Origin of the sequence: Halomonas sp. FeN2 (assembly GCF_020595105.1) — a bacterium.
GTDB lineage: Bacteria > Pseudomonadota > Gammaproteobacteria > Pseudomonadales > Halomonadaceae > Vreelandella > Vreelandella neptunia.
In genome coordinates, this window is the sequence record NZ_CP074200.1 from 2,853,170 (window position 1) to 2,876,915 (window position 23,746).

Below are 23,746 nucleotides of genomic sequence, written 5' to 3' on the forward strand. Positions count from 1 at the left end.
TATTGATGCAGTACTGATAGGCAACAAGGCATGCGTGTTTTTACCTCTTCGCAAGCGGCGACCCCTGAGGATGATCGTTCCTTAGCGCCGGGCTGGATGGCGTTAGGCGCGGTCAGTGTAATGTTCCATCTTGGCTTGATTTTTTATGGCTTAACGCCTGCGCTGGTCAGCCGACCGCTGCATATGGCGCTGCTATTGCCTTGGGTGCTGGTCTATATGGCCAATACGCCAGCGCGGCGAGTCAGCGGCTGGCTGCTGACGGTATTGGGTGCTGCCGCGTGTGGCTATATCGCATTTAACGAAGCTGCGCTAGCCAACCAGTACGGCTTTATTGATACTCATCTACAGATGGGCATTGGCCTGTTTTTGATGGCTTTAGCGCTTGAGGCTGCCCGTCGAGCCATCGGTTGGCCTCTGCCGCTGGTGGCCTTGCTGGCGTTAATGTATGGCGCCTTCGGCCAATATATTCCTGGCGCTTTTGGTCATCCTGGGCTACCGCTGGCCAGTATGGTGGGTACGCTAACGATTGCCGAAGGCGGATTATGGGGGTCGCTGACGGGGGTAAGCGTCAGCGTGGTGGCGATTTTTGTGATTTTTGGTGCGGTGCTCAATGCGGGAGAGGCGGGCCAGGGCTTTATGAACCTGGCCAGTGCGGTGGCGGGGCGGCTCACTGGTGGGGCCGCTAAAGTGGCGGTGATTTCATCGGCGCTGATGGGCTCTATCTCCGGCTCGGCGTCTGCCAACGTCGCTTCCACTGGGGCAATCACCATTCCCTCTATGGTGCGGCTGCGTTACCCCCGTTCGCTGGCAGGTGCGGTGGAAGCTGTTGCTTCCTCCGGCGGGCAAATTATGCCGCCGCTAATGGGCGCGGGGGCGTTCGTGATGGTGGAGCTGACCGGCACGCCCTATACCCAAATCATGGCCGCGGCGATGCTTCCAGCGGTGCTTTACTTTTTGACTGTCTGGGTGGGTATTAATGCCTATGCGACCCGGCATGATCTAAAGCCCGTGGCTGAAAGTGAACGACCCAGCGCGAAAGAGGTGCTGATTACCTCGCTGTTTTTTGCCATCCCCTTCGTGCTGCTGTTAGAACGTATCTTTAACGGCGGTTTTACTCCCCAGTACGCCGCCAGCATTGCGATTTTCGCCGGTATTGCGCTGCTCTTCTTTAACGTGACGCTGCGCTTTTCGCTCCCCGGCTTTGCTAACCGTTTATCCGACGCAGTGGTCACCGCTGGGCGTCAGATTGCCGTCATTGGTTCCATTATTCTGTGTGCTTCACTGGTGGTCGGCGTGCTGTCGTTGACAGGATTGGGCGTCAAGATCACTTCGGGCATTTTATCGCTCTCCAATGACATGCTGTGGCCAGCCTTGCTACTCACAGCGCTCGCCTGCTTGATTTTAGGCATGGAGGTGCCCACCACCGCCGCCTATGTGATTTGTGTCTCTGTCGCTGGGCCTGCCCTGACCTCGCTAGGTTTGGAACCGCTTTTGGCGCATCTGTTTGTATTTTGGTACGCGCTGCTCTCGACGATCACGCCGCCGGTGTGTGGCGGCGTGTTTATCGCTGCGGGCATGGTGGGGGAGAATTGGCTAAAAGTCGCATTCAAAGCCATGGCGTTAGGAATAGGGTTGTATATTATTCCTCTAGCCATGGTGGCCAACCCAGAGATGATTCAGCTGGCCTTTAACCCTTTCGGCGCCTTGTTGGATGCGCTGAAAGTGGCGATTGGTTTAGGTGCTATCTCTTACGGAGTTATTGCGCGAAAAGCGCTGTGGCAGCGGGGTGGATTGATCCTGGGAGGAACTATTCTGATCTTTGTAGTTTAGCCCCGTTGTTTAACCGTCAGCGTCTAGCCGTAACGGCGAAGAGGCGGGTAGTGGGGTGGTGGCAAACACTACCCATGTATCTAGCGCAGGCCCCAGTGACTGCACCAAACGCAGATGCTCGGGGGCTTGCCCTAGCACCTCTTCAGCGCAAATGCCCGCCTCAAAACGTCCTGCCAGAAGCCCTTCTGCCACCGCCACTGTGGTGGGGGTGTCTATGATCTCTGTATAGGCTGTTAAGTCGGTGTAGTAGCGGGTCGCTGGTTGTAGCGCTACTTGGGTGGGGCTAACAGAGGTGCGCTGGGCGATCAGCGCCAGCGGCTTGCTACCGGCAATAAACGTATCCACAGGGTAAGCGCGATGCATATAGCGGCCGACGCAATCGCTATGGGCAAAATGCGCGGTACACTGCAACACATGGCTCACTTGGCCATTGATCAGTGCGTGGAAGGCATCTTCAAAGCGGGTAAATAACGTAATGCTGCCTTCTCCTGAGCAGCGCATTTTGAGATAGCGCTTGGCAATCAGCTCATGGTTATTGCCACTAGGCCCCAAAGTTGCAATGTGCACGATGACTTTTCTCCGCGATAAACAATCAAGTCGTTGAGCCAAAACGATGGGCTTTTGGCTCAACGCAATCAACGGTTAGATCATCTCAAAAGATCGTAAAGCTCAACGCTATATATGCGGCATAGCCTGCGAGCAGCACGGCGCCCTCCCAGCGCGACAGGCGCATACCGGTATACAAAAACAGCACCAGTATGCCCGCGGCTCCCAGCATTACCCACTGGTCAAATAGGGCCACCCGCGGCGCAAGGGGCAGCGGCTGTAAAAACGCGGAGATACCCAGAATGCCAAGCAGGTTAAAAATATTGCTGCCCAGAATATTCCCGACGGCAACATCCGCATGGCGGCGTAACGCAGCAATTACCGATACGGCCATCTCCGGCAGGGAGGTGCCGACGGCGACGATGGTTAAACCGATGACTGCTTCGGAAATGCCCATGGCCTGGGCCAACCCAATGGCCCCATATAGGAGTAGCTGGGATCCGCCAATCAGCATGCCCAAACCAACCACTAACGCTACGGTGATCATCCAGCCTGTCGTGGGGAGTTTGGTCATCTCCTCCGCTTCTGAGGCGTGCATTTCAGCCGCGGGGATGTGCTGACGGCTTTCACTTAAGTAGGCCCAAACAAGATAGCCAACCAGGCCCGCTATAAAAATTGCTGCATCGACACGACCCAGTGCACCGCCGAAGGAAAGCCCAATAAACAGCAGGCTGGCCAACACCACGACCAGCCCATCCCGGCGCAGCGCTAAAGGCTGAACCACCATTGGGCAGATAACCGCGCATAGGCCTAGAATCAATAAGATATTGCCGATATTGCTGCCCACAATGTTACCAACCGCAATGTCAGGCTGCTGGTTAATTGCGGCATCAATCGAGACGACAAGCTCAGGGGCCGAGGTGCCAAAACCCACCACCACCAACCCTGTTAACAGTGGCGAGACGCCAGCTCTTCGTGCGCCAGCCACCGCGCCGCGGATAAGTGATTCCCCACCGAGGGTCAACAGGGCGATACCTGCCAACAAACTAAGTCCATATAGCATGCTAAAACCTCTTCCAAAGTGCTCGCCAGGTCGCGAATGACGCGGGTTTCACCGGGCAAGCCAAGCGCGCTAGGCGGACGAATTAGTAGTGCCTAGCTCACTGGCAAGATTACGACTTTTTTGGGGAGTTTGCGCGGTTTTAAAGTGGCTATAAGTGGCAGAACAACAAAATAAAAAACATAAAGGCTTTGACCTGCTGTTGACTACGTGACAGGATGTGCGCAGTTAGTAAGTTAGCAAGCAAGCATGGTTCCAGAAACATTCGAATTCTTTCGGTAGTCTGTAATTGTATTCCTTGTTCTACTCACTATTTATCTGGGTAATACCAGGATTTCTACAATTCGCGACTTGCGAAAAGGATTTAATATCATGGCAACTGGCACAGTTAAGTGGTTCAACGATTCTAAAGGCTTCGGTTTCATTGCTCCTTCTGACGGCAGCGATGACGTTTTTGCTCATTTTTCTGAAATTCAGTCTGATGGCTTCAAAACTCTGCCTGAAGGCGCTAACGTCTCTTTTGACGTTACCCAAGGTCAGAAAGGCCTTCAAGCTTCAAACATTAAGCTGCTTTCTTAATCCTAGCGATTATTTAAGTTCTCGAATCGTTTAGATTCGATGATCGGGCCCCGCTTAGGCGGGGCCCGATGCGTTTGTGCCTGCCAAAAAATATTTCCCATTAAGCATAGCTGCGCCTGCTATAAGAGCAGCAAAAGCTCTGCGATCAATTCCTTAGTTTTATAGGGTTTATTCGCGGAATGTAAAAACGAGCTTGATTGATTGGTATGTTATATTGTATCTTTTTGGTGACTTGTTTCACGAGCAGCCAAAGGAAAAACGAATATGACACCATTGCCACTTAAGGCCGCCAGCGCGTTTGTATTGAGTGCCCTGATACTGACGGGCGTTCAAGGCGTTAGCGCCAGCGATCATGGCCATGACCATGAGCATGATCACGACCATACTCATAGCGACCACGACCACGACCACGACCACGACCACGACCACGACCACGACCACGACCACGACCACGACCACGACCACGACCACGATAGCGATAGCGATAGCGATATCTATTCAGGCTATTTTGATGATGAGCAGGTTGAGGATCGTGCGCTTTCAGATTGGGAAGGCGATTGGCAGTCCGTTTATCCCTACCTGCAGGATGGCACGCTTGACGAAGTGTTTGCGCATAAAGCAGAAAATGGTGACAAGACGGCCGAAGAGTACAAAGCGTATTACGATACCGGTTACCAAACGGATGTAGAGCGTATCGTCATTGACGGCAATAGCGTCACCTTCGTTGAAAGTGGCGAAGAGAGATCAGGCGAATACCAATACGACGGCTATGAAATTCTAACTTACCAAGCAGGTAACCGAGGTGTGCGGTTTATCTATGAGCTTGAAGAAGCGTCTGAAGACCTGCCTAAATATATCCAATTTAGCGACCACAGTATTTACCCCACTGATGCGCATCACTACCATCTCTACTGGGGTGATGATCGCCAAGCGTTATTAGAGGAAGTCACCCACTGGCCGACGTATTACCCATCCGAGTTGAGCGGTGAGGAAATCGTTGAAGAAATGATTTCGCATTAAGCCGCACTGATTGATACGAAAAAACTCCGTCCATTAGGTTCGTATCACGCTATACGTGCAGGTTACAAAGCGCTGGCTAGATGCCAGCGCTTTGCTTTTTAAGCCACCTTTATCGAGGCTAAACTGGATTTAGCTGCGCCTATTGCCCCCTCTCAGCGGATATGATTTTATTGCTAAATAAATTTAACTCAGGCGCTTGGCGCTCTCGACCGGGCAGAGCATAAGGGGCTAGCCGAAAAAAGCGCGAAGGGAATAGTGAAGGGAATATAGGAGCGGGTATGGCCACCTATACGCTTTATGACAAAGATGGCAATGAGCTTATCCACAACGATTTACAAAAAAAGCTGGAGTGGTGTAAGGACGGGGAGCGCTTGGAGACGCGTTTTCTAACGCTATACGGCGAAAAGCTGGGGTTGAGGCTGAATGAGGAGAAGGTAAGCGACCCAACTGTGCCCGATTTTATCCACACTGAATCAGGCAGATACGTTGACCTTAAAAGCCAAACGACGCCCTTTTTTCAGTCACACAAGTATGGCGTCGATCCTCAATACGCGGTGACATTAAATAAAATCGATGTGGATAGGTACTATCAGTTATACCCCGGCATTATCGTTCTTTATCATGTGAACTGGATAGCGGTAAAGATGGTAAGTGGTTATGGGAAAACAACGGAAGTAAAAGCAATGGAAGGAATTTGGGCGGCCACTATCAATAAAATAAAAGCTATGTGTACACCTGAAAATCTCCATGCGTATTTACAGCGCACTAACGACAAGCAGGGTAATGCACGAGATAGCTATGTGCTGAACTTAAAGCATCATTACTTCAAAGTCATCGATGATGATAAACAGAGCTTAAAGCGGCTAAATTGAGCCAGCAATAGAGCTATAAGTTCATCAGTGGGTTAGACAAACAATGGGCCCGGTGCAATGTGAGTATGTGCTCATTCCCCTGCTATATTCCATACCTGCTTCAGTCGTTCGACCGTATGCGACCACTTAGGCGTGGTGGGCTTACAGACCGTGTTCTGGTTGCCGAATAAACCCACTTCGCTGAACGCATCGCTGCGCTCTACCGTATAAAGCCAGCGCACTGGTACCAAGTACTCGGCGCTCTCTTCTTCGTCATCAAGGACTCGATAAAGGTGTGGGTACTCGCTAGCCGAAGCAAGTTCTAGCAGCGTTTTGGCGCCGCTTGCCGTTTCAAAATGATATTCCGTGGCACGACAGCGCTCGCCAATTACCTCGCCGACCCCTACATAGCCCGTTTTGGGAATGTTGACCCACACAAGGTCTCCTTCTGAGAGCATTGAAAGGGTCTTGGAATACCAAGCAGCGCCACCACCTGCAATAAAGCCAAGTCGCCGCGCTAGCTCCCAAGGCCTATCATCGCCAAATGACGCATAGAACTCACCGTTCCAGGGCTCTTTATTGGCTTTTCGGGCTACCGGTTTAGGCGGCTCGTCGGGGTCGATCATCCAGGCACGACTGAGATAGCGGTTGCCATTATCCTCAAACGCATTAAAGAACATGGCGTTAATCGATAGCTGAGCAAACTCATTTAGATAGTTAATAATCCGCTCGCTACTGGCATCTAGCTGCGTAGCGACCACCACCATTTGGTGGCTTTCATTGAGCGTGACACCGTCTAGCGAGATACCAAATCTGGCCTCGAAAGCATCATCGAGCGTGGCATAGGAGCGCGCATAGCGCTTGGCAAACTGCTGGTAAATATCGATCAACTGATAGTCGGCTAGCGTCACTATCCAAGAAGCGTAATCAATAGCTTGAGCCACCACGTCACGCGGAGTCTTATCGCGCTTCAGCTCAATCACGATGACGGTGCCATTGGCATCCACAGCAAGAAGATCAATCAACTTGTCGAAGCCAGTGCGCACCTGGCGGCCAATCAGTAGCCAGTCCCGATTCAGGATCGAAACATCCTGCATAATCTGTTCTTCCAGCAGGCTCTCATCCGCCAGCCCTGTCGGGCGTAGCTTTTGCGGTAGTGCGCCAGGAGTGCTCGCGAGTTTCCAAATGCCTTGCTCAATGGCCATGTTAATTCGCTACCTTATAGGTTTTAAAAGTGTTGTATTTCGAAACGTGAGGGCCTAGTATTTATCTCAACACGACCCCGGCCTCTTGGTTGCTTGCAACCTACGCTGGGGTTTTTATTTTTTTCTACCACCACTCTCTCCAGTCCTGTGTTATCCCCATCCCACTTAAATTCAACTTCTTTGATGAATTCAGCTCTGGAAATTGATCGAGGTGCTCAGCCAGTCGGTTGTGCCACTGGGTATTGGGACATATGGATTTAACCAGCATCCGGGTAATTGCTAGAAGCAGAAATGGTTTGAACCGGGTGTCTTCGTTACCAATGAATGAGTCACACCACGGAATTCCGCCTCGCTTCGGTAACTTTGGTTTGGACGTGATATTTCGGTTCCACAACCGACTGTGATGCGCAACCAGATTTCGAAAGTAACTCAAGCTAAATAGCCAGCTTTTGAATACTTGCCAGTCATTTACTCCATAACGATTGGCAATAGCCAATTGGTCTTTCACATTCAGCATGCTGAACAGCTGGGAGATGGCGCCAAAATCCAACACCTCTACCGCGACCCATATCGGCAACTCATCACCGTGGTTGTCGTGGTGGTGCCGTACAAAATCTTCTTTAGAGCGAGCCACCAATCCTCTGTACTTGACCAGCCAAGCATCAAAGCAGGATTGTTGGCTGTCTTTACGGAAGGGGCGATTGGCAAAGCCTGGATGAAAATGAGCTTTGGTATTCTCCACGTGAGCGAAGGAACTGCGCTTGCCCAGCAAGTAAGATAAGTCCACCCGCAGAGAGATTTCTATTCGCTCCAATGCATCTGCCAAACATAAGCGCAATTGCTTGTCGAAAAGATACAAGCGCACTGCGTCCACGAAATGAGTGTCCTTATGAAACGCATCCATCGCTTTCGTGGAGAGCTTGCCGGTTCCACTATTTTGCTCCAGCTCGAACTTACGGAAGGGGTACCAGTAAGCACTTAGACGGTAGTAGCCCACACGCGCTAGGTAATCCAGAGCTGCAGCTTCATCAGTGACTACCATGCCCCGGGATTGGAGTAGCTCCAGTTGCTCGGGAAAAGATTTCCATGGCCTGCTGTAAACCATTAGCTCAGGGCTCCTTCCACGACGGCTTCAGCCAGCTGGCAGCGGGTTTCGCTGGCCTGGTGCAGGCGTTCCTTGAGCTGGTCGCAGAAGGTCATAAGCTCATCAAAGTTTTGGACGATGCGATGTTGCAATAAGTAGTAACTGATCCGTCCGGCGGTAAAGGTGTCCTCTTACCGAAACTGTGTTTGGACACCTCACTCAATCTGCTCCAGCGCAGGGGCAATGAACTTGTTACAAATATCGCGCTGAGGGTATTCTTATTCATAGCAGATCCTGCTCGTTTGGCGGGTTGGGCGTTTAAAGTCCAAGCTTACGATACTCAGCCGACTTAAGCATCCTGTACTAGTGTGGATTTGATATGGCTGATTTGGCAGGCGGCTATGAGGGTAAAAATCCTGGCAACACTGTGACTGTTAACGAGCCTGAGCGAGTATCCACCGAGTTCGGGTATATAAGTACAATGCGTATATTTCTGGCAAAGTGTATCGCAGAGATGGTTTTTTATAAATTTCAGATATACAGGTAGATGATTAGGTTATTTGTTGCCAGGAAGACACGTATGAACGCTAATAAACTGTTAAAACTATCGGGCGTGGTAATTGGCTTGGGTATCGTTTCAGTGTTGCTTCTTGTGACTGTAATAGCCTTTTGGTTCGCGCGCGTACCGTTCACATATGCTGATATGGATTTGAATCAAGATGGATGGTTAGGCATTTCCGAAGCAATGTACTTTTTTGACCATGGAACCAGGAAAGTCACCATTGAAGGTGAAGTCTGTACAGAGTACTACGCTCTCAAAGACGGCCTGCCTCTTAAGGTGGTTTGTGAAAACTAGCGGTTTTAATAATCGCAGGCACGGAGGCGGCTTTTCCATAGCGGCTTAGCCTCCATTCCAAAGCCACACATGATGAAGGTGTTATATCAATATCGCCTTAAAGCCCGCACTTGGCCGAAATTTGCCTTCGAAAAACGACCGTAGACTGGCACCTCGCACATTGCCGAAAAGATATGGGCCGTAAGTGAGCACATTGGTCAATGAGTCGGCATAAGGGGTAGGGCAATGAACTGACTAATCCGCTTTTGCTAAAATATAACTGAAAAATGTTGACCAAAAAGCTGACCACACTATGCCTAAACAGGCCCTTTTACAGCCCCCAGGCACAAAAAAAGCACCCGTAGGTGCTTGATTTGTATAGTAAGGTGGTGGAGGCGGCGGGAATTGAACCCGCGTCCGCCAGCACGCGCCTATTGGCTCTACATGCTTAGATTCCGTCATTTAGTTTAGCGCGACTGACTCCGACGGTCAGGATTCAGCCACGCGAGTCTTCTAAAGTTTAGCGCTTGGCGAGAAGACACCACCAAACGCGATCCTATCAGCTTTAGCTCGTATCCCCGCAGTGATGAATAGGCACATCACCTTGGGGCCAGACAAGAAGCTAACAGTGTTTAAGCTGCTAGCGCGCCTTGAGCGTAGTTTTCGTCATTTGCGACTATTTTTTCGTGATGTGGGATTTACGAGATACATCACGCTCTCGGCATGCACCGCAAGGGTTGTCACCGGCGTCGAAACCATGTCGCCCCCTTATTTCAGGTGAGCATTCTAACGTGCTCACACCTGATTGACCAGTTATGCCTTGTTATGTTCCCGCATAATTCGACCTTTTTGGCGGCTCCAGTCGCGATCTTTTTCTGTCGCGCGTTTGTCATGCAGCTGTTTACCGGTCACCAGTGCCAGCTCGCACTTCACTTTATTGCGCTTCCAGTAAAGCTTAAGGGGCACACAGGTGTGGCCTTTGTCCTGGGTGATCGAAAAGATTTTGGCGATCTCTTTGCGATGCAGCAGCAGTTTGCGGGTGCGCGTCGGGTCAGCAATCTCGTGGGTGCTCGCGGTATTCAGCGGCATGATATGACTACCCAGCAGAAACGCTTCGCCGTTACGAACCAAAATATAGGTATCGGTCAGCTGAGCCTTACCGGCGCGCAGGCTTTTCACTTCCCAGCCAGCCAGCGATAGCCCCGCCTCGAAGGTCTCATCGATATGATACTCAAACCGTGCCTTCTTGTTTTGGGCAATAACGCTGCTACCGGGGCCCTTACTGTTACCTTTCTTAGTGGCCATGGAACCTCATAATTAATCTGTCAGTGGCTTCCCCTTCGTTATTTGGGGAGGCGTGATACCATTTAGGGTCTGAAAAATGTTTCCCATGATACGCTTTGGGCACTGTGAAGTCAGCGGAGAGGTCAATGCCAACCGTCAATCGTTCCGCCTTAGTGCGGCACACCCCCCAGAAAATGTTCGATCTGGTTAACGACTTCGAACGCTACCCGGAGTTTTTGCCAGGCTGCCGCCAGGCGCGCTTGCTCGAACATGATGATGTACATCTGATCGGCGAAATGACCCTGGGTCGCGCCGGTGTCGAGCAAACCATTACCACTCGCAACGAACTTTTTGCGCCCGAGCGTATAGAGCTGTCGCTGGTAAAAGGGCCGTTCAAGCGGCTTAAAGGACGCTGGCTATTTATCCCCATGGGGGAGGATGCCTGCAAAGTGAGCCTAGAGATGGAGTTCGAGTTCGCCAACCGGCTGCTTGGTATGGCGTTCGGAAAACTCTTTCAGCAAATCGCTGGCCAGCTAGTCGATGCCTTCACCAAGCGCGCAAACGAGCTGTATGGGCGCTGAGGCGCTTACGGTTGAGGTAGCCTTTGCGTTGCCATCCAAACAGCGCATAGTGGCTCTGCGCGTGCCTGAGGGCACTACCGCACGTCAGGCCGTTGCCCTGGCCGATTTGCCCACGCTCTTTCCTGATGTGCCCGGCGAGACCTTTGCTCAAGCGCCGCTGGGCATCTTCGGTAAAGCGCTACGCGAACCCGATACCCATCTATTACGCGACGGGGATCGGGTCGAAGTCTACCGACCGTTGGCGATTGACCCCAAGGCCGCTCGCCTAGAGCGCGCTAAGCGCCAAGCGAGCGACCCGAAGCGTTAACCCGCTTTTAAAACTGCTGAACAGGCTGTGTGCCCTCGGGTGGCCGCGTCTGGGAGCTCTCTGTAGGGAGGGCATCCATTGGGTCAACGCCTTCCGTTGCGGGCCCCATGCTGCTCTCGCCTTCAAGCGGTAGCTCTTTGGATAGATCTCCCTCTTGCTCAATGTTCACCAAGCGACCCTGGGGATCGAAGGTGAGCGTTACGCGACGCTGCTCAACATCGCCATACGCTTTATCTAAACGGAACACATAATCCCACTGGCTGGCGTCAAAGGGCGCTTCCAGCAATGGCCTGCCCATTACGTAAGTCACCTGCTCTTGGGTCATGCCTGGTTGAAGCTGGCTGACCATCTCTTGAGTGACCAGGTTGCCTTGGGGGATATCGCGCTTGTACACGCCTACGTAGCTACAGCCGCTAATGACGGTAAGGGCAACGGAGAGCGTGATGATTTGAGTCAATTTTTGCATTTGGGCCTATTCTTCACTATCGTGGTTTCGGTTGATCATACCCGACCTAACCAGTTACTGCGAAGAGCGACCATGGCCGATCAGAACCATGAATTGCGCAAAGCCGGTCTAAAAGTGACCCTGCCGCGCGTCAAGATACTTCAAATTCTCGAAAATGTTTCGGGTCAGCACCACCTTAGCGCGGAAGAAGTGTACAAAACACTGATTGATGCGGGCGAAGATGTTGGCTTGGCAACCGTATACCGCGTATTGACTCAGTTTGAGTCAGCGGGCTTGGTAATTCGTCATAATTTCGACGGAGGCCATGCGGTATTCGAGATGACCCAAGAGGATCACCATGACCACATGGTGTGCCTTGAAAGCGGCGAAATCATTGAGTTCGTTGATGAAATCATTGAGCGCCGTCAGCAAGAAATCGCTGAAGAGCACGGCTACGAATTAGTGGATCATGCTCTGGTGCTCTATGTGCGTCCGCGCGGTTCCGACGTGACGCGACAGGACAGCGGGCCGACGAACAAGAAATAGCGTTCGTAGGTCGCCGTTAGTCGCAGACCGTGAATCGCGGTTCGAAATATAAGCGCCCCTGAGCCATTTGGCCGAATTCCTGGTTAACAGAAGCTGTTAACTGAATTCGCCAAGTGGTTCAGGGGCGTTTGTTTTGCTATCTGCAGGTGTGCTGTATAGCTATGCGCTATCGCCATGCACAGAGGCGGCGTAAGTCACCCGCTCAATCAGTGCGGCGGGCGCTGGCTGGCGTGCAGCATTTCCCGTGCGTGGGCGAGGGTTTGGTCAGAAAGCGTGACACCGCCCAGCATACGCGCCAGTTCGCTGATGCGCCCCTGCTCGTCGAGTAGCGCCATCTGGGTCAGCGTTGTATCGCGCTTCGCCTGTTTCTCGATATGCAGGTGCTGGTGCGCCTGTGCTGCCACCTGAGGGAGGTGGGTCACGGTCATGACCTGGCCGTTTTCGCCCAGTTTGCGCAGTAGTTGGCCAACGATCTCTGCGGTGGCCCCCGAGATACCCACATCCACTTCGTCAAACACCAGGCTGGGCACCGTTGAGTGCGTCGCCGCGACCACTTGAATCGCCAGACTAATCCGTGACAACTCACCGCCGGAGGCGACTTTGGTCAATGGGCGAGCGGGCTGGCCGGGGTTGGCGCTAATCAAAAACTGCACGCGATCAAGGCCTTCAGGGGAGGGCGCGTCTTTCGCGGTGACTTCCACTTCAAAATGAGCTTTGCCCATGGCCAAAAAGCCCAGCTGCTGCTGCACCTCTTTACCCAAGCGAAGCGCGGCTTTTTGACGGCTCTCGCTGAGTTTTTTTGCCCCTTGGCGGTAGCTCTCGCGTAGCTCGACAACCCGTGCACTGAGTGCCTCCAGGTCATTGCCACCCTCTTCTAGCTGCGCGACTTCCCGCTGTAGCTCAGCATGCAGGGCGCATAGCTCTTCAGGAGCAACGTGGTGCTTGCGGGCAATTCGATGGACGTCGGTCATTCGCTCTTCAACCCAGGCGAGCCGCTCAGGGTCTAATTCGGTGGTGCTGGCAAGGCGATTGAGTTCGCTGGAGGCCTCTTCCACTTGAATGCGCGCATCGCTCAGCATGGCAAGGGTGTTTGCCAGGGTGCCTTTGTCACTGCCTGGCAGCGCACTTAAGTGGGCGAACGCTTGGTTGAGCAAAGAGAGCGCGCCGCCCTCGTCGCTGGCGCAGCAGTCGGCGGCAAACTGGGTTTCGCGCAGGGTCTCTTCCGCGTGAGCCAGGGTGTGCTGCTCCTCTTCTAGCGTGGTTAATTCACCCTCCGCTAAACCGAGCTGATCCAGTTCTTCTACTTGGTAGCGCAGCAACTGCCGTTTGGCCTCAACTTCACTGCCTTCTTCGCTTAGCTTCTTCAACTGACGACGCGCGCTGCGCCACTCCCGGAACGTTTCGGCTAATTGAGCGGTGGCATCGTTTAGGCCGGCGTAATCGTCCAGCAGGGCGAGGTGGGTCTCTTCACGCATCAGCGCATGGTGGGCATGCTGTCCATGAATCTGAATCAGCTGCTCGCCGAGGGATTTTAAGTCAGAGATAGTCGCGGGGTGGCCGTTAATCCACGCCTTGGAGCGGCCGTTGGCGGTGACCACGCGGCGCAGCAAGCACTCTTCTGCTGGGAGCTCCCGTGCCGTTAGCCACTCGACGGCGGCGGGCAGGTGCTGAATATCGAAACGTGCGGAGAGATCCGTACGCTCCCGGCCGTGGCGCACACTTCCAGCGTCGGCACGCTCGCCCAGGCAGAGCCCGAGGGCGCCTAACAGGATCGATTTGCCCGCGCCGGTTTCCCCGGTAATCGCAGTCATACCGCCGGTCAAGTCGAGTTCCAAGTGATCGACAATGGCGAAATCTTGAATAGCTAGCTGAGTAAGCATGGCGCCTCCTGAGGCGATACAGCATAGAAGCTGGATACTTATCCAATAGTTGTTGATTTATACAGTAGTTAATAACTCACTTCAATGCACCTCTTGAGATGGAATTTATGGCCCCCATATAGCGTGCATGATCAGTCAAAGCTAGTGACTTAAAGCTTACTTCTTTGCGCGCCGCCCGCGTGGCCGCGCTCTACTTTTTAGGAGCACAACATGGCGAAAGAACCGCAAACACCAATGGACGATGAGCTGGCCCGCCACGAGCATGAAGCCGAAGGCGCTGAACAAGCGGCTGAGAAGGTCGCTGAAGAGCGCTTGATGGAGGGTGAGTTGGAAGGATTGATCAATGACGAAGAGGCGCTAGAGGACAGCGTCGACAACCCGGAAGCGGAAATGCTGGCAGCCCAAGTGGGCGAGTTAGAGCAGAGCTTGGCCGAAGCCAAGGATCAAGCCCTGCGCGCCGCCGCTGAAGCGCAAAACGTGCGCCGCCGTGCTGAGCAGGAGGCCGAGAAAGCGCGCAAGTTTGCCCTGGAAAAGTTCGTTAAAGAGCTGCTGCCGGTGGTGGATAGCCTGGAAAAAGCACTTGAGACCATGGAAGAGGGGGCATCGGAAGTTCACCGCGAAGGTGTCTCCATGACCTTGAAGATGCAGCTGGATGTGCTCAATAAGTTCGGCGTTGAAAGCATTGAGCCACACGGTGAGCCCTTCGACCCCCAGGTGCACGAAGCCATGACCATGGTGCCTAACCCGGATCTCGATCCGAACACCGTGATGGACGTTATGCAGAAAGGCTATTTGCTCAATGGACGCCTGGTGCGCCCGGCAATGGTTGTAGTGAGTAAAAAAGCCGATTAAGCCACTGGCGGCACAGAGTTTGAAATAAGAGTGTGAAAAAAGCCCTTGAAATGTCAGCGGCGGCCCCCAAATAAAGAGCAACCCCGCGGGGAAACCCGCAGACAAGCTTTAAAGACTAAATTTTCAGTTTTGTAACAACCGAATTCGAGGTATTGCTATGGGACGTATAATTGGTATCGACCTGGGCACCACTAACTCTTGTGTGGCCGTGCTCGATGGTGACAGCGCTAAAGTTATTGAAAACGCCGAAGGCGGCCGTACGACGCCGTCTATCATCGCTTATACCGATGATGGTGAAACGCTGGTCGGTCAGGCGGCTAAACGTCAGGCCGTTACTAACCCAGAAAACACCCTGTACGCCATCAAGCGTCTGATTGGCCGTCGCTTTAAAGACGACGTTGTCCAGAAAGACATCAAGATGGTGCCGTACAAAATCAGCGAAGCTGATAACGGTGACGCTTGGGTTGAAGTAAAAGGCAAAAAAATGGCACCGCCGCAGGTAAGCGCGGAAGTGCTGAAGAAAATGAAGAAGACCGCCGAAGACTACCTGGGCGAAGCGGTCACCGAAGCGGTCATTACCGTACCGGCTTACTTCAACGACAGCCAGCGTCAAGCGACCAAAGACGCCGGCCGCATTGCCGGTCTGGACGTTAAGCGCATTATTAACGAGCCAACCGCTGCCGCACTGGCCTACGGTATGGACAAGTCGCGCGGCGACAAAACCATCGCGGTCTACGACCTGGGTGGCGGAACCTTCGATATCTCTATCATCGAAATTGCTGACGTTGACGGCGAAACTCAGTTTGAAGTGTTGGCCACCAACGGTGACACCTTCCTGGGCGGCGAAGATTTCGACTTGGCGCTGATCAACTACCTGGTAGACCAGTTCAAGTCTGACAGCGGCATTGACCTGTCCGGCGACAACCTGGCCATGCAGCGTCTGAAAGAAGCCGCCGAGAAAGCCAAAATTGAGCTTTCCAGCGCCCAGCAGACTGATGTGAACCTGCCTTACATCACCGCCGACAACACTGGCCCGAAACACCTGAACGTCAAGGTGACACGCGCCAAGCTGGAGTCGCTGGTAGAAGAGCTGGTTCAGCGCTCGCTTGAGCCGTGCAAAATGGCGCTGAAAGATGCAGGCCTATCTGCTTCTGAAATCGACGAAGTGATCCTGGTCGGTGGCCAGACACGTATGCCGATGGTGCAGAAGAAAGCCGCTGACTTCTTCGGTAAAGAAGCACGCAAAGACGTTAACCCGGATGAAGCGGTTGCCGTGGGTGCAGCGATTCAGGGCGGCGTACTGGGTGGCGATGTTAAAGACGTTCTGCTGCTCGACGTTACTCCGCTTACCCTGGGTATCGAAACCCTGGGTGGCGTGATGACGCCGCTGATCGACAAGAACACCACCATCCCGACCAAGAAGACGCAAACCTTCTCAACCGCGGATGACAACCAGACGGCGGTGACCATTCACGCCGTTCAGGGCGAGCGTAAGCAAGTATCGCAGAATAAGTCGCTGGGTCGCTTTGACCTCGCCGACATTCCGCCCGCGCCGCGCGGTGTGCCGCAGATCGAAGTCGCCTTTGACTTGGATGCCAACGGTATCCTGAACGTATCGGCGAAAGACAAGGCCACTGGCAAAGAGCAGTCGATTGTCATCAAGGCGTCTAGCGGTCTGTCCGAGGAAGAAGTCGAGCAGATGGTGCGTGATGCCGAAGCTCACGCCGAAGAGGACAAAAAGTTCGAAGAGCTGGTGCAACTGCGTAACCAAGCTGACGGCATGATTCACGCCACGCGTAAAACGTTGGAAGAAGCTGGCGACAAAGCGACTGACGACGAGAAGCAGGCGATTGAAACGGCCATCAGCGAGCTGGAAGAAGCGGTTAAAGGTGACGACGTCGACAACATTCAGAAGAAACTGGATGCACTGACCGAAGCCTCTGGCCAGCTAGCCCAGAAGATGTACGCCGAGCAGGCCGAAGCGGCTCAGCAAGAGGGCGGTGAGGGTGCCGAGAACGCGGGTACCAAGCCGGAAGAAGACGTGGTTGACGCCGAGTACGAAGAAGTCAACGACGATCAGAAAAAGCAGTAACATCCTCTTTCTGCCAAGGAAAGCGGTGACGCGGGAGCTTACTCCCGCGTTGCTGTTTCCGCGGCCAAGACGCACGTAGTTAAGTATCACGTAGTTAAATATACAGTTGAATACATGGCTAAATGTGCAGTTGAGTGCGTAGCTAACCAGGAGGCGTAGGGCCTATGTCCAAACGCGATTATTACGAAGTCCTGGGTGTCGAAAAAGGGGCTGATCAGAAAGAGATCAAGAAGGCCTATCGCCGTCTGGCGCAAAAATTCCACCCTGATCGAAACCCGGACGATACCAGCTCCGCGGAAAAATTCCGCGAAGTGTCCGAAGCGTATGAAGTGCTAAGCGACGGCGAAAAACGCGCTGCCTATGACCAATTCGGCCATGCGGGCGTTGATGGCCAAGGTGGCGGCGGCGGTGGTTTCGGCGGTGCTGGCGCTGGTGATTTCAGCGACATTTTCGGCGATGTGTTTGGCGATATTTTTGGCGGAGGCGGTGGTCGCCGTCGTGGCCCCAATGCCCCGGCACGCGGTTCCGACCTGCGCTATAACCTAGAGCTGGATCTGGAAAACGCCGTTTCAGGCACCACGGTGGATATTCGCGTGCCGCGGCATATCGAGTGTGACCGTTGTGATGGCGGCGGCGCTGAGCCAGGCTCTTCTAAAGAGACCTGCCCTACCTGCCACGGTCACGGTCAAGTGCGTATGCAGCAAGGCTTCTTTGCCGTGCAGCAAACGTGCCCCACCTGTCATGGCTCTGGCCAGCACATTAAAGTGCCGTGCCATAAGTGTAATGGCGAAGGCCGTGTACGTGAGACGCGCACGCTGTCCGTCAAGATTCCGCCCGGCGTGGATACCGGCGACCGTATTCGCTTGAATGGTGAAGGCGAAAGCGGCGTGAACGGTGGCCCGCCTGGGGATCTGTATGTGCAGGTGGCGATCAAGCCGCACCACATCTTCCAGCGTGACGGCAAGCACCTGCAGTGCGATGTGCCGATCAACTTTGTTGATGCCGCGCTAGGTGGTGAGCTTGAAGTGCCCACGCTAGACGGCCGCGTGAAGCTGAAGATTCCCCCGGAAACCCAAACAGGCAAGCTGTTCCGCCTACGCGGTAAAGGCGTGAAGCCCGTGCGTGGTGGTATGCCCGGCGATTTGCTGTGCAAGGTAGTGGTGGAAACCCCCGTCAAGCTCAACGACGAGCAGCGCGACCTACTGCGCCAACTGCAACAGAGCTTCGACGACAGCAATAGCCATAACCACTCACCGAAGAAAACCGGCTTCTTCGACAGCGTGAAGAGCTTCTTTGAAGATATGAAGCCGTAAGTCTGAGATAATGGTTAGCAGTTAGTTGTTTGGTTCAAAAACCCTCGGTTCGCCGGGGGTTTTTGCTATTTAGGGAATGATCCGCGCGATGGATAACCTTCAGGATAAACCCATAAAGGGAATTTTGCTCCGGGTAGCGTCAGGTGCCCTGTTCACCGGCATGCTGGTGTGCATTAAGGCAGTCAGTGACGAAGTGCCTGTGGGGCAGTCGATATTTTTCCGCTCGCTGTTTGCACTCTTCCCGATCGTCATCTTTTTAATGATCCGCCGGGAATTTCCCAAGGCGCTGGCTACCCGCCGACCATTGGGCCATTTATTGCGCTCTGGATTGGGCGCGGCGGCGATGTTCTTCTCGTTTTCCGCCGTGGCGTTCTTGCCGGTGGCAGAGGCGACGCTCTTGGTACAGCTTGCGCCGGTGTTTATGGCGATAGGCGGTGTGCTGCTGCTAGGTGAGAGGTTCTCATTTTATCGTGCTGGCGCTATTGTGCTGGCCCTTGCGGGTATGGCCGTGCTGGTCATTCCAGGGCTTAATTCAAGCGAAGGTGATGGGCGGCTACTGGGGTATGTATTGGGTACGCTAGGGGCGATATTGACCGCTGGGGCGCTGCTTACCGTTCGGCGCATCTCGCGCACTGAAACCGCCGGCTCCATCGCCTTCTACTTTATCGTGGTGGCAGCGCTAGCCGGGCTGGCGACGCTGCCGCTGGGGTGGGCCTCGCTTAGTCACACCCAGTTTGCGCTTTTGGTGCTTTCGGGCCTGTTTGGTGGGGCGGGGCACATCGCCATGACGCTGGCATTTCGCTATGCCGAAGTCTCGCGGCTGGCTCCCTTTGAGTATGTGGCGCTCGTCTGGCCTGTGATCGCCGATTGGGTGCTGTTTGGAATCCCTGTCTCCAGCGGCTTCCTGCTCGCGCTACCGCTGATGTTAAGCGGGGTAGCGCTGGCGGCGATGGAGGGGCGGCGGCGTAGGTTAAGAGCGAGGGTTAAGGGCTAGATAGCCGCTTCGACGATAAGCTGCGGCTGGCCCTTCGAGCAGGGCTCGATACGCGCTGCTACCTGGTAGACCTGACGTAAAAGCTCTGGGGTAATCACCTCGGCGGTAGGGCCGCAGGCAATCAAGCGACCATTTTCGAGCATCATGGCGGCATCGGCAAAACGTAGTGCATGCCCCAGGTCATGGAGCGCCACCAGAATCAGCATCTGGCGCTCATCGGCTAACCGCCGCAGCACCGTCAACAGGCTAATTTGGCGGTTAAGGTCGAGTGCCGAGGTGGGCTCATCCAGCATCAGAATCTCGGGCTCTTGCACCAGGGCCTGAGCTGCGCTGACCAACTGGCGCTGGCCGCCGCTAAGGTCGCCAATATCCCGTTCGCCAAGGGGTGTAATGCTGAGTTCCTCCAGCGCGCGATCAACCTGCGCTAAATCCTCAGGCTGCACTTTTAATCCACGCCCCTGCATACGTGCCAAAAGTACTGATTCATAGACCGTCAGCACGGCCTTGGCGCCTGTGTCCTGGGGCATATAGCCCACGGGGCGCTCGGCGTTGGTGCCGCTAATAATCACCTCGCCTTCGCCTTTCAATAAGCCCAGTATGCGGCGAAAAAGTGTCGATTTACCCGCCGCATTGGGCCCTAGCAAGGCCACGACTTGCCCACCTTGAAAACAGGGGGTGGTGATATCTTCCAGAATAGCGCGACGCCCGTAGCGAGCGGATACACGGTTCAGTTGTAGGGTTACCATGAGGCCTTCTTGTGGTTAAGCACCAGAAATAGAAAGAAGGGAATGCCCACCAGCGAGGTGATAATGCCAATGGGAATAATGGTGCCGGGGATAATGATCTTGGAAATGACCGAGCCCACGGAGAGTATCAGCGCGCCGCACAGGGCCGAGCCGGGCAAAAAGAAGCGCTGATCTTCGCCCAGTAAAATGCGCGCAATATGCGGCCCCACCAAGCCGATAAAGCCAATGGTGCCCACGAACGCTACCGCGATGGCGGCAAGCAGTGACACCAGCACCAGCACTTCCAAACGCAGCGCGCGGGGATTGACGCCCATGCTCTCGGCTTTGGCGTCGCCCAGGCGCATGGCGGTCAGCGCCCAGCCATGCCGGGCAAGCAGCGGCATGGACAAGGCAAGAATGCTAAGGGCGATCCAGAACTTGGGCCAGGTGGCTTTGGTTAAGCTGCCCATTGTCCAGAACACCACTGCGGAGACTGCCTCCTGGCTGGCAAAGAACTGAATCAGCGCCATCAGCGAGTTGAAGATAAACACCATGGCGATGCCGAGCAGCACAATGGTCTCTACCGTCACGCCGCGCTTAAGGCTTAAGGCATGAATTAAAAACGCGGTGAACATGGCCATTACAAAGGCGTTGATGGGTACCACAAACTCAATGGCGGCTGGTACCAGCGCCACGCCGAAGGCGAGACCCAGTGCGGCGCCAAAACTGGCCCCGGCGGAAATCCCCAGGGTAAACGGGCTGGCTAGCGGGTTGCTCAGAATGGTTTGCATCTGCGCCCCGGCCACCGACAGGCTGGCGCCCACCACCAGCGCCATTAGCGCCACCGGCATACGAATTTCCCACAGAATGACTCGCGCCTGCTGGCTAACGCTGTCTGGCGTAAACAGCGCTGCGATCACTTCACCCAGGCTATAGCGGGCAGGCCCCAGCGCCAGGTCAACACAGAGGCTAAAAAACAGCGCTAAAACCAGTGCCACCAGTATCATCTGGCGGCGGAAAACCTGGCTATGGTAGAAGGCGCGACCCTGTGAAACGTGCTCCGCTGCCGCAGTATCTGGATGCCTGGTCTCTGAAAGTCTGGCTTCAGTGAGCTTCGTTTCAGTCGTCATGGAGCGAGATCCAATAGCCGGGTTCATAGTCGATGGGCAAGAAGCGCTCGTGGAGCTCTTCCATGGTGGCGTTGGGGTCTAGGTCGGCAAAGAGCTCAGGGTGGAACCACTTGGCTAACTGTTGCACGGCCACGAAGTAGTAGGGGCTGTTGTAAAACTGGTGCCAAATGGCGTGGAAATTGCCAGATTCAACGGCCTTAATGCCGGTCATCGCGGTGCGCTCGGTCAGCGCTTCCAGCTTGGCGTGGGCCTGCTGCATATCTGAACCAGGTCCTACGCCCACCCAATCGCCGCCCGGCACGTAGGCATCCCAGTTGCCGCCGGTGACAACCACATGGTCAGGATTGGCGGCAATAATCTGTTCAGGATTCAGGTTGCCGAAACTGTTAGGGATGATGCCCTCGGCAATATTGCTTCCACCAGCCAGAGTGACATAGTCGCCAAAGTTGGCGGGGCCAAAGCTCATGCAGCACTCATCGGAGTAGCCGCCGGCCCGGTCAATAAACACGCTGGGGCGCTCCGGGTTGGCCTCGGCGATGACATCGGTTACCCGTGCCAGCTGCGTCTCGGCAAACTCGATGAACTCTTCCGCCGCTTCTTCGTCGTCCATGATCTGGCCGATAATGCGCATGGAGGGAATGGTGTGCTCAAGCGGGTCTTCACGAAAGTCCACATAGATGATGGGAATGCCGAGTTGTGCCAGCTTGTCGTCGTAGGCGGCGTCTTCTGTGGCGGCCTTAGCCTCGATGTTCATCAGCACCACGTCAGGGTTAAGCGAGGCCGCCTGCTCTACGTCAAAAGTGCCGTCTTTAAAACCGCCAAAGGTGGGAATTTCCTCAATCTCGGGAAAGCGCTCCAGGTAGCGGGCATAGTTATCAGGATCCGCCTGAGAAAAGTCCTCGCGCCAACCGACCACGTGGGCGAATGGGGCGTCAGGTTCGAGTAAGCCGAGCAAATAAATTTGCCGCCCTTCGCCTAGAATAACCCGCTCGGCAGGGGCGTCCAGAGTGATTTCTCGGCCCGCGACATCAGTAACAGTGATAGCGTCAGCCATAGCAGTGGCGCCGCAAGCAAAGCTGATAAGCGTACCAAACAGGATTTTTAAGCGCGGAGAACTGAGCATTTTTTTAACTCGTTGGTCGATATTGATTAACAAGGCTGGCATCGCTGATGGGCTTTACAGTTTGATAGCACAGAGATGCAGTTGCTATTGTAACTGATTAGCGTTTGGGCGGCATTATTGGGGTGCTGCGCTTAATGGTCAACATGCTACGCTCTAGTTTTAGCATTTATTCTGCGGCGGTGGCTTCACGCATCTGGCTCTAAGCAGCAATGCGTTATTGATGCATTGTTAGTTAGTAAGTACTTACATTTTTGGAGAGGCCGCTATGCCTTTATCTCGAGTTGAAATTGTCACGCCTTCCGCCGAGCGTTTGATTAATCGGCTCTGCAAGCACTGGGCGCATAAGTTGGAGGTCGAGCAAAGCGACCAGCAAGCCACCATTACGTTTGCTACCGGTACCTGCTTGATGGTGGCTGAGGCCGATAAGTTGGTGGTGGCCCTCGAAACCCTGGAAGAGGAGCATCTGGATGAGTTGGAGGGGGTAGTCGAGCGCCACTTGGTGCGTATGGCCGGTGATGAAGAGCTGGCGATTGTATGGGAGAACTAGGCAACGACTGGTCTGCTATAATCGCGCTGATTTTGAAAACATAAGTCTTATGCACTGAAACCGAGAGCGCAGGAGTTCGCATGACCCGAATTGCCATTGTAGGCGTGGCTGGCCGCATGGGCCGTACGTTGGTAAATGCTGTAGAGCAAGATGCTGAGGCGACGCTTGCTGGTGGGATTGTGGAGCCAGGCAGTTCCTTGGCGGGCGCTGACATTGGCGAGCTTGCTGGCGTAGGGAAGCGCGGCGTTGTTGCGGTCGATTCGCTCGCGTCGATTGTCGATGACTTTGATGTGCTAATCGACTTCACGGCTCCCCAGGTCACGCTGGGTAATCTGGCGTTCTGCGCAGAGCACGGCAAGCGTATCGTGATTGGCACTACCGGCATGAGCGATGATGAGTTGGCTCAGCTCGATAGCTACCGTGACAAGGTTGCCATGGTGTTCGCGCCCAATATGAGCGTCGGGGTTAATTTGACCCTGAAGCTGCTCGAAACGGCTGCCAAAGCGCTGGGCGATGAAGGCTACGATATTGAAGTGATCGAGTCTCACCACCGCCATAAGGTTGATGCGCCTTCCGGTACTGCGATCAAAATGGGCGAAGTCATTGCCGACAGCCTGGGGCGTAACCTTAAAGAGCACGGCGTGTTCGAGCGAGTCGGGCAGTGCGGCCCACGCACCGACAAAGAGATCGGCTTTGCCACCGTGCGTGCGGGCGATATCGTGGGTGAACACACGGTAATGTTTGCCACCGAAGGCGAGCGCATCGAAATCACTCACAAGGCCTCCAGCCGAATGACCTTTGCCAAAGGCGCTGTGCGTGCGGCGCGCTGGGTCGCTGGCAAACAGAGCGGTCGTTACGATATGCAGGATGTGTTGGAACTAAGCTAGCCTGGGCGAGAAGGGGGGAGAGCCCCTTCT

24 protein-coding genes and 1 other RNA gene are annotated in these 23,746 nt (G+C 54.3%); 14 read left to right on the forward strand and 11 right to left on the reverse strand.

Translation table 11 applies throughout. The annotated features are described in order from the left end of the window. Positions 1 to 30 precede the first annotated feature (30 nt). Complete coding sequence (locus KF947_RS13155) at positions 31 to 1,830, forward strand: TRAP transporter permease (protein WP_227404155.1); 1,800 nt, start codon at positions 31 to 33, stop codon at positions 1,828 to 1,830. A gap of 9 nt (positions 1,831 to 1,839) precedes the next feature. On the opposite strand, the gene KF947_RS13160 is transcribed toward KF947_RS13155, so the two are convergent. Beyond that, on the reverse strand, positions 1,840 to 2,397 hold the full coding sequence (locus tag KF947_RS13160; RefSeq protein ID WP_227404156.1) for a hypothetical protein: 558 nt from the start codon (positions 2,395 to 2,397) through the stop codon (positions 1,840 to 1,842). An 85-nt stretch (positions 2,398 to 2,482) separates the two neighbouring features. Further along, positions 2,483 to 3,439 carry a calcium/sodium antiporter gene (locus KF947_RS13165; protein WP_227404157.1) on the reverse strand — a complete coding sequence of 319 codons (957 nt, stop codon included), beginning with the start codon at positions 3,437 to 3,439 and terminating at the stop codon, positions 2,483 to 2,485. 369 nt (positions 3,440 to 3,808) lie between these two features. On the opposite strand from KF947_RS13165, the gene KF947_RS13170 reads away from it, so the two are divergent. The 3 genes from KF947_RS13170 (at position 3,809) to KF947_RS13180 (ending at position 5,907) form a co-directional block, all read left to right on the forward strand. Continuing rightward, on the forward strand, positions 3,809 to 4,015 hold the full coding sequence (locus KF947_RS13170; protein WP_007111857.1) for a cold-shock protein: 207 nt from the start codon (positions 3,809 to 3,811) through the stop codon (positions 4,013 to 4,015). A 264-nt stretch (positions 4,016 to 4,279) separates the two neighbouring features. Further along, positions 4,280 to 5,035 (forward strand): metal-binding protein ZinT, encoded by a 756-nt coding sequence (locus tag KF947_RS13175; protein ID WP_227404158.1) that lies wholly within the window; start codon positions 4,280 to 4,282, stop codon positions 5,033 to 5,035. A gap of 278 nt (positions 5,036 to 5,313) precedes the next feature. Next, positions 5,314 to 5,907 carry a hypothetical protein gene (locus KF947_RS13180; RefSeq protein ID WP_227404159.1) on the forward strand — a complete coding sequence of 198 codons (594 nt, stop codon included), beginning with the start codon at positions 5,314 to 5,316 and terminating at the stop codon, positions 5,905 to 5,907. A 71-nt stretch (positions 5,908 to 5,978) separates the two neighbouring features. Here KF947_RS13180 and KF947_RS13185 read toward each other — a convergent pair whose 3' ends face one another. Together KF947_RS13185 and KF947_RS13190 are read right to left on the reverse strand one after the other, a co-directional pair. After that, positions 5,979 to 7,091: a hypothetical protein gene (locus KF947_RS13185; protein ID WP_227404160.1), complete on the reverse strand. Its 1,113-nt coding sequence runs from the start codon at positions 7,089 to 7,091 to the stop codon at positions 5,979 to 5,981. A gap of 124 nt (positions 7,092 to 7,215) precedes the next feature. Continuing rightward, positions 7,216 to 8,196: an Abi family protein gene (locus KF947_RS13190; protein ID WP_227404161.1), complete on the reverse strand. Its 981-nt coding sequence runs from the start codon at positions 8,194 to 8,196 to the stop codon at positions 7,216 to 7,218. A 559-nt stretch (positions 8,197 to 8,755) separates the two neighbouring features. Here KF947_RS13190 and KF947_RS13195 point away from each other — a divergent pair. Beyond that, the gene (locus KF947_RS13195; RefSeq protein WP_227404162.1) at positions 8,756 to 9,031 is read left to right on the forward strand and encodes a hypothetical protein; all 276 of its coding nucleotides are present in this window, start codon (positions 8,756 to 8,758) and stop codon (positions 9,029 to 9,031) included. A 366-nt stretch (positions 9,032 to 9,397) separates the two neighbouring features. Here the strand turns inward: KF947_RS13195 and ssrA are convergent. After that, positions 9,398 to 9,778: a transfer-messenger RNA gene (ssrA, locus tag KF947_RS13200) on the reverse strand. Between the two features lie 45 nt (positions 9,779 to 9,823). After that, entirely contained in the window at positions 9,824 to 10,315 is a 492-nt protein-coding gene (gene smpB, locus KF947_RS13205; protein WP_008958772.1) for an SsrA-binding protein SmpB, read from the reverse strand. Positions 10,316 to 10,440: 125 nt separating this feature from the next. Here smpB and KF947_RS13210 point away from each other — a divergent pair, with 125 nt between their 5' ends. Then, complete coding sequence (locus KF947_RS13210) at positions 10,441 to 10,875, forward strand: type II toxin-antitoxin system RatA family toxin (protein ID WP_088702172.1); 435 nt, start codon at positions 10,441 to 10,443, stop codon at positions 10,873 to 10,875. Next, positions 10,865 to 11,182, forward strand: a complete 318-nt coding sequence (locus KF947_RS13215; protein ID WP_133731610.1) for an RnfH family protein — start codon at positions 10,865 to 10,867, stop codon at positions 11,180 to 11,182. The genes KF947_RS13210 and KF947_RS13215 overlap by 11 nt, the downstream gene beginning before the upstream one ends. 7 nt (positions 11,183 to 11,189) lie before the next feature. On the opposite strand, the gene bamE is transcribed toward KF947_RS13215, so the two are convergent. Continuing rightward, positions 11,190 to 11,648, reverse strand: a complete 459-nt coding sequence (bamE, locus tag KF947_RS13220; protein ID WP_227404163.1) for an outer membrane protein assembly factor BamE — start codon at positions 11,646 to 11,648, stop codon at positions 11,190 to 11,192. 72 nt (positions 11,649 to 11,720) lie between these two features. On the opposite strand from bamE, the gene fur reads away from it, so the two are divergent. Then, positions 11,721 to 12,173, forward strand: a complete 453-nt coding sequence (gene fur, locus KF947_RS13225; protein WP_007111850.1) for a ferric iron uptake transcriptional regulator — start codon at positions 11,721 to 11,723, stop codon at positions 12,171 to 12,173. Between the two features lie 206 nt (positions 12,174 to 12,379). Here fur and recN read toward each other — a convergent pair whose 3' ends face one another. Next, positions 12,380 to 14,053 (reverse strand): DNA repair protein RecN, encoded by a 1,674-nt coding sequence (gene recN, locus KF947_RS13230; RefSeq protein ID WP_227404164.1) that lies wholly within the window; start codon positions 14,051 to 14,053, stop codon positions 12,380 to 12,382. Positions 14,054 to 14,263: 210 nt separating this feature from the next. Between recN and grpE the strand changes: the two genes are divergently transcribed. From grpE to KF947_RS13250, 4 genes are all read left to right on the forward strand, one after another. Further along, a complete protein-coding gene (grpE, locus tag KF947_RS13235; RefSeq protein WP_223288906.1) occupies positions 14,264 to 14,905 on the forward strand; it encodes a nucleotide exchange factor GrpE in 642 nt (213 codons plus the stop codon). A 157-nt stretch (positions 14,906 to 15,062) separates the two neighbouring features. After that, entirely contained in the window at positions 15,063 to 16,997 is a 1,935-nt protein-coding gene (gene dnaK / locus KF947_RS13240) for a molecular chaperone DnaK (protein ID WP_227404165.1), read from the forward strand. A gap of 164 nt (positions 16,998 to 17,161) precedes the next feature. Beyond that, positions 17,162 to 18,310 (forward strand): molecular chaperone DnaJ, encoded by a 1,149-nt coding sequence (gene dnaJ / locus KF947_RS13245; RefSeq protein ID WP_223288908.1) that lies wholly within the window; start codon positions 17,162 to 17,164, stop codon positions 18,308 to 18,310. An 88-nt stretch (positions 18,311 to 18,398) separates the two neighbouring features. Next, the gene (locus KF947_RS13250) at positions 18,399 to 19,304 is read left to right on the forward strand and encodes a DMT family transporter (RefSeq protein ID WP_227404166.1); all 906 of its coding nucleotides are present in this window, start codon (positions 18,399 to 18,401) and stop codon (positions 19,302 to 19,304) included. Here the strand turns inward: KF947_RS13250 and KF947_RS13255 are convergent. The 3 genes from KF947_RS13255 to KF947_RS13265 are packed head-to-tail and all read right to left on the reverse strand — an operon-like array spanning position 19,301 to position 22,282. Beyond that, positions 19,301 to 20,050: an ABC transporter ATP-binding protein gene (locus tag KF947_RS13255; protein ID WP_227404167.1), complete on the reverse strand. Its 750-nt coding sequence runs from the start codon at positions 20,048 to 20,050 to the stop codon at positions 19,301 to 19,303. The genes KF947_RS13250 and KF947_RS13255 overlap by 4 nt on opposite strands. Next, positions 20,044 to 21,159 carry a FecCD family ABC transporter permease gene (locus tag KF947_RS13260; RefSeq protein WP_227404168.1) on the reverse strand — a complete coding sequence of 372 codons (1,116 nt, stop codon included), beginning with the start codon at positions 21,157 to 21,159 and terminating at the stop codon, positions 20,044 to 20,046. The genes KF947_RS13255 and KF947_RS13260 overlap by 7 nt, the downstream gene beginning before the upstream one ends. Then, complete coding sequence (locus KF947_RS13265; RefSeq protein WP_227404169.1) at positions 21,149 to 22,282, reverse strand: ABC transporter substrate-binding protein; 1,134 nt, start codon at positions 22,280 to 22,282, stop codon at positions 21,149 to 21,151. Before KF947_RS13265 ends, KF947_RS13260 begins: the two co-directional genes overlap by 11 nt. A 265-nt stretch (positions 22,283 to 22,547) precedes the next feature. On the opposite strand from KF947_RS13265, the gene KF947_RS13270 reads away from it, so the two are divergent. Next, positions 22,548 to 22,829, forward strand: a complete 282-nt coding sequence (locus KF947_RS13270) for a DUF2218 domain-containing protein (protein WP_133731599.1) — start codon at positions 22,548 to 22,550, stop codon at positions 22,827 to 22,829. A gap of 80 nt (positions 22,830 to 22,909) precedes the next feature. Further along, on the forward strand, positions 22,910 to 23,716 hold the full coding sequence (gene dapB, locus KF947_RS13275) for a 4-hydroxy-tetrahydrodipicolinate reductase (RefSeq protein WP_133731598.1): 807 nt from the start codon (positions 22,910 to 22,912) through the stop codon (positions 23,714 to 23,716). Positions 23,717 to 23,746: the final 30 nt, after the last annotated feature.

Coding starts and splice junctions, on each gene's coding strand:
- KF947_RS13155 (WP_227404155.1), top strand. CDS start 31: ATGCGTGTTTTTACCTCTTCGCAAGCGGCGACCCCTGAGGATGATCGT.
- KF947_RS13165 (WP_227404157.1), bottom strand. CDS start 3,439: ATGCTATATGGACTTAGTTTGTTGGCAGGTATCGCCCTGTTGACCCTC.
- KF947_RS13170 (WP_007111857.1), top strand. CDS start 3,809: ATGGCAACTGGCACAGTTAAGTGGTTCAACGATTCTAAAGGCTTCGGT.
- KF947_RS13175 (WP_227404158.1), top strand. CDS start 4,280: ATGACACCATTGCCACTTAAGGCCGCCAGCGCGTTTGTATTGAGTGCC.
- KF947_RS13180 (WP_227404159.1), top strand. CDS start 5,314: ATGGCCACCTATACGCTTTATGACAAAGATGGCAATGAGCTTATCCAC.
- KF947_RS13185 (WP_227404160.1), bottom strand. CDS start 7,091: ATGGCCATTGAGCAAGGCATTTGGAAACTCGCGAGCACTCCTGGCGCA.
- KF947_RS13190 (WP_227404161.1), bottom strand. CDS start 8,196: ATGGTTTACAGCAGGCCATGGAAATCTTTTCCCGAGCAACTGGAGCTA.
- KF947_RS13195 (WP_227404162.1), top strand. CDS start 8,756: ATGAACGCTAATAAACTGTTAAAACTATCGGGCGTGGTAATTGGCTTG.
- smpB (WP_008958772.1), bottom strand. CDS start 10,315: ATGGCCACTAAGAAAGGTAACAGTAAGGGCCCCGGTAGCAGCGTTATT.
- KF947_RS13210 (WP_088702172.1), top strand. CDS start 10,441: ATGCCAACCGTCAATCGTTCCGCCTTAGTGCGGCACACCCCCCAGAAA.
- KF947_RS13215 (WP_133731610.1), top strand. CDS start 10,865: ATGGGCGCTGAGGCGCTTACGGTTGAGGTAGCCTTTGCGTTGCCATCC.
- bamE (WP_227404163.1), bottom strand. CDS start 11,648: ATGCAAAAATTGACTCAAATCATCACGCTCTCCGTTGCCCTTACCGTC.
- fur (WP_007111850.1), top strand. CDS start 11,721: ATGGCCGATCAGAACCATGAATTGCGCAAAGCCGGTCTAAAAGTGACC.
- recN (WP_227404164.1), bottom strand. CDS start 14,053: ATGCTTACTCAGCTAGCTATTCAAGATTTCGCCATTGTCGATCACTTG.
- grpE (WP_223288906.1), top strand. CDS start 14,264: ATGGCGAAAGAACCGCAAACACCAATGGACGATGAGCTGGCCCGCCAC.
- dnaK (WP_227404165.1), top strand. CDS start 15,063: ATGGGACGTATAATTGGTATCGACCTGGGCACCACTAACTCTTGTGTG.
- dnaJ (WP_223288908.1), top strand. CDS start 17,162: ATGTCCAAACGCGATTATTACGAAGTCCTGGGTGTCGAAAAAGGGGCT.
- KF947_RS13250 (WP_227404166.1), top strand. CDS start 18,399: ATGGATAACCTTCAGGATAAACCCATAAAGGGAATTTTGCTCCGGGTA.
- KF947_RS13255 (WP_227404167.1), bottom strand. CDS start 20,050: ATGGTAACCCTACAACTGAACCGTGTATCCGCTCGCTACGGGCGTCGC.
- KF947_RS13260 (WP_227404168.1), bottom strand. CDS start 21,159: ATGACGACTGAAACGAAGCTCACTGAAGCCAGACTTTCAGAGACCAGG.
- KF947_RS13265 (WP_227404169.1), bottom strand. CDS start 22,282: ATGCTCAGTTCTCCGCGCTTAAAAATCCTGTTTGGTACGCTTATCAGC.
- KF947_RS13270 (WP_133731599.1), top strand. CDS start 22,548: ATGCCTTTATCTCGAGTTGAAATTGTCACGCCTTCCGCCGAGCGTTTG.
- dapB (WP_133731598.1), top strand. CDS start 22,910: ATGACCCGAATTGCCATTGTAGGCGTGGCTGGCCGCATGGGCCGTACG.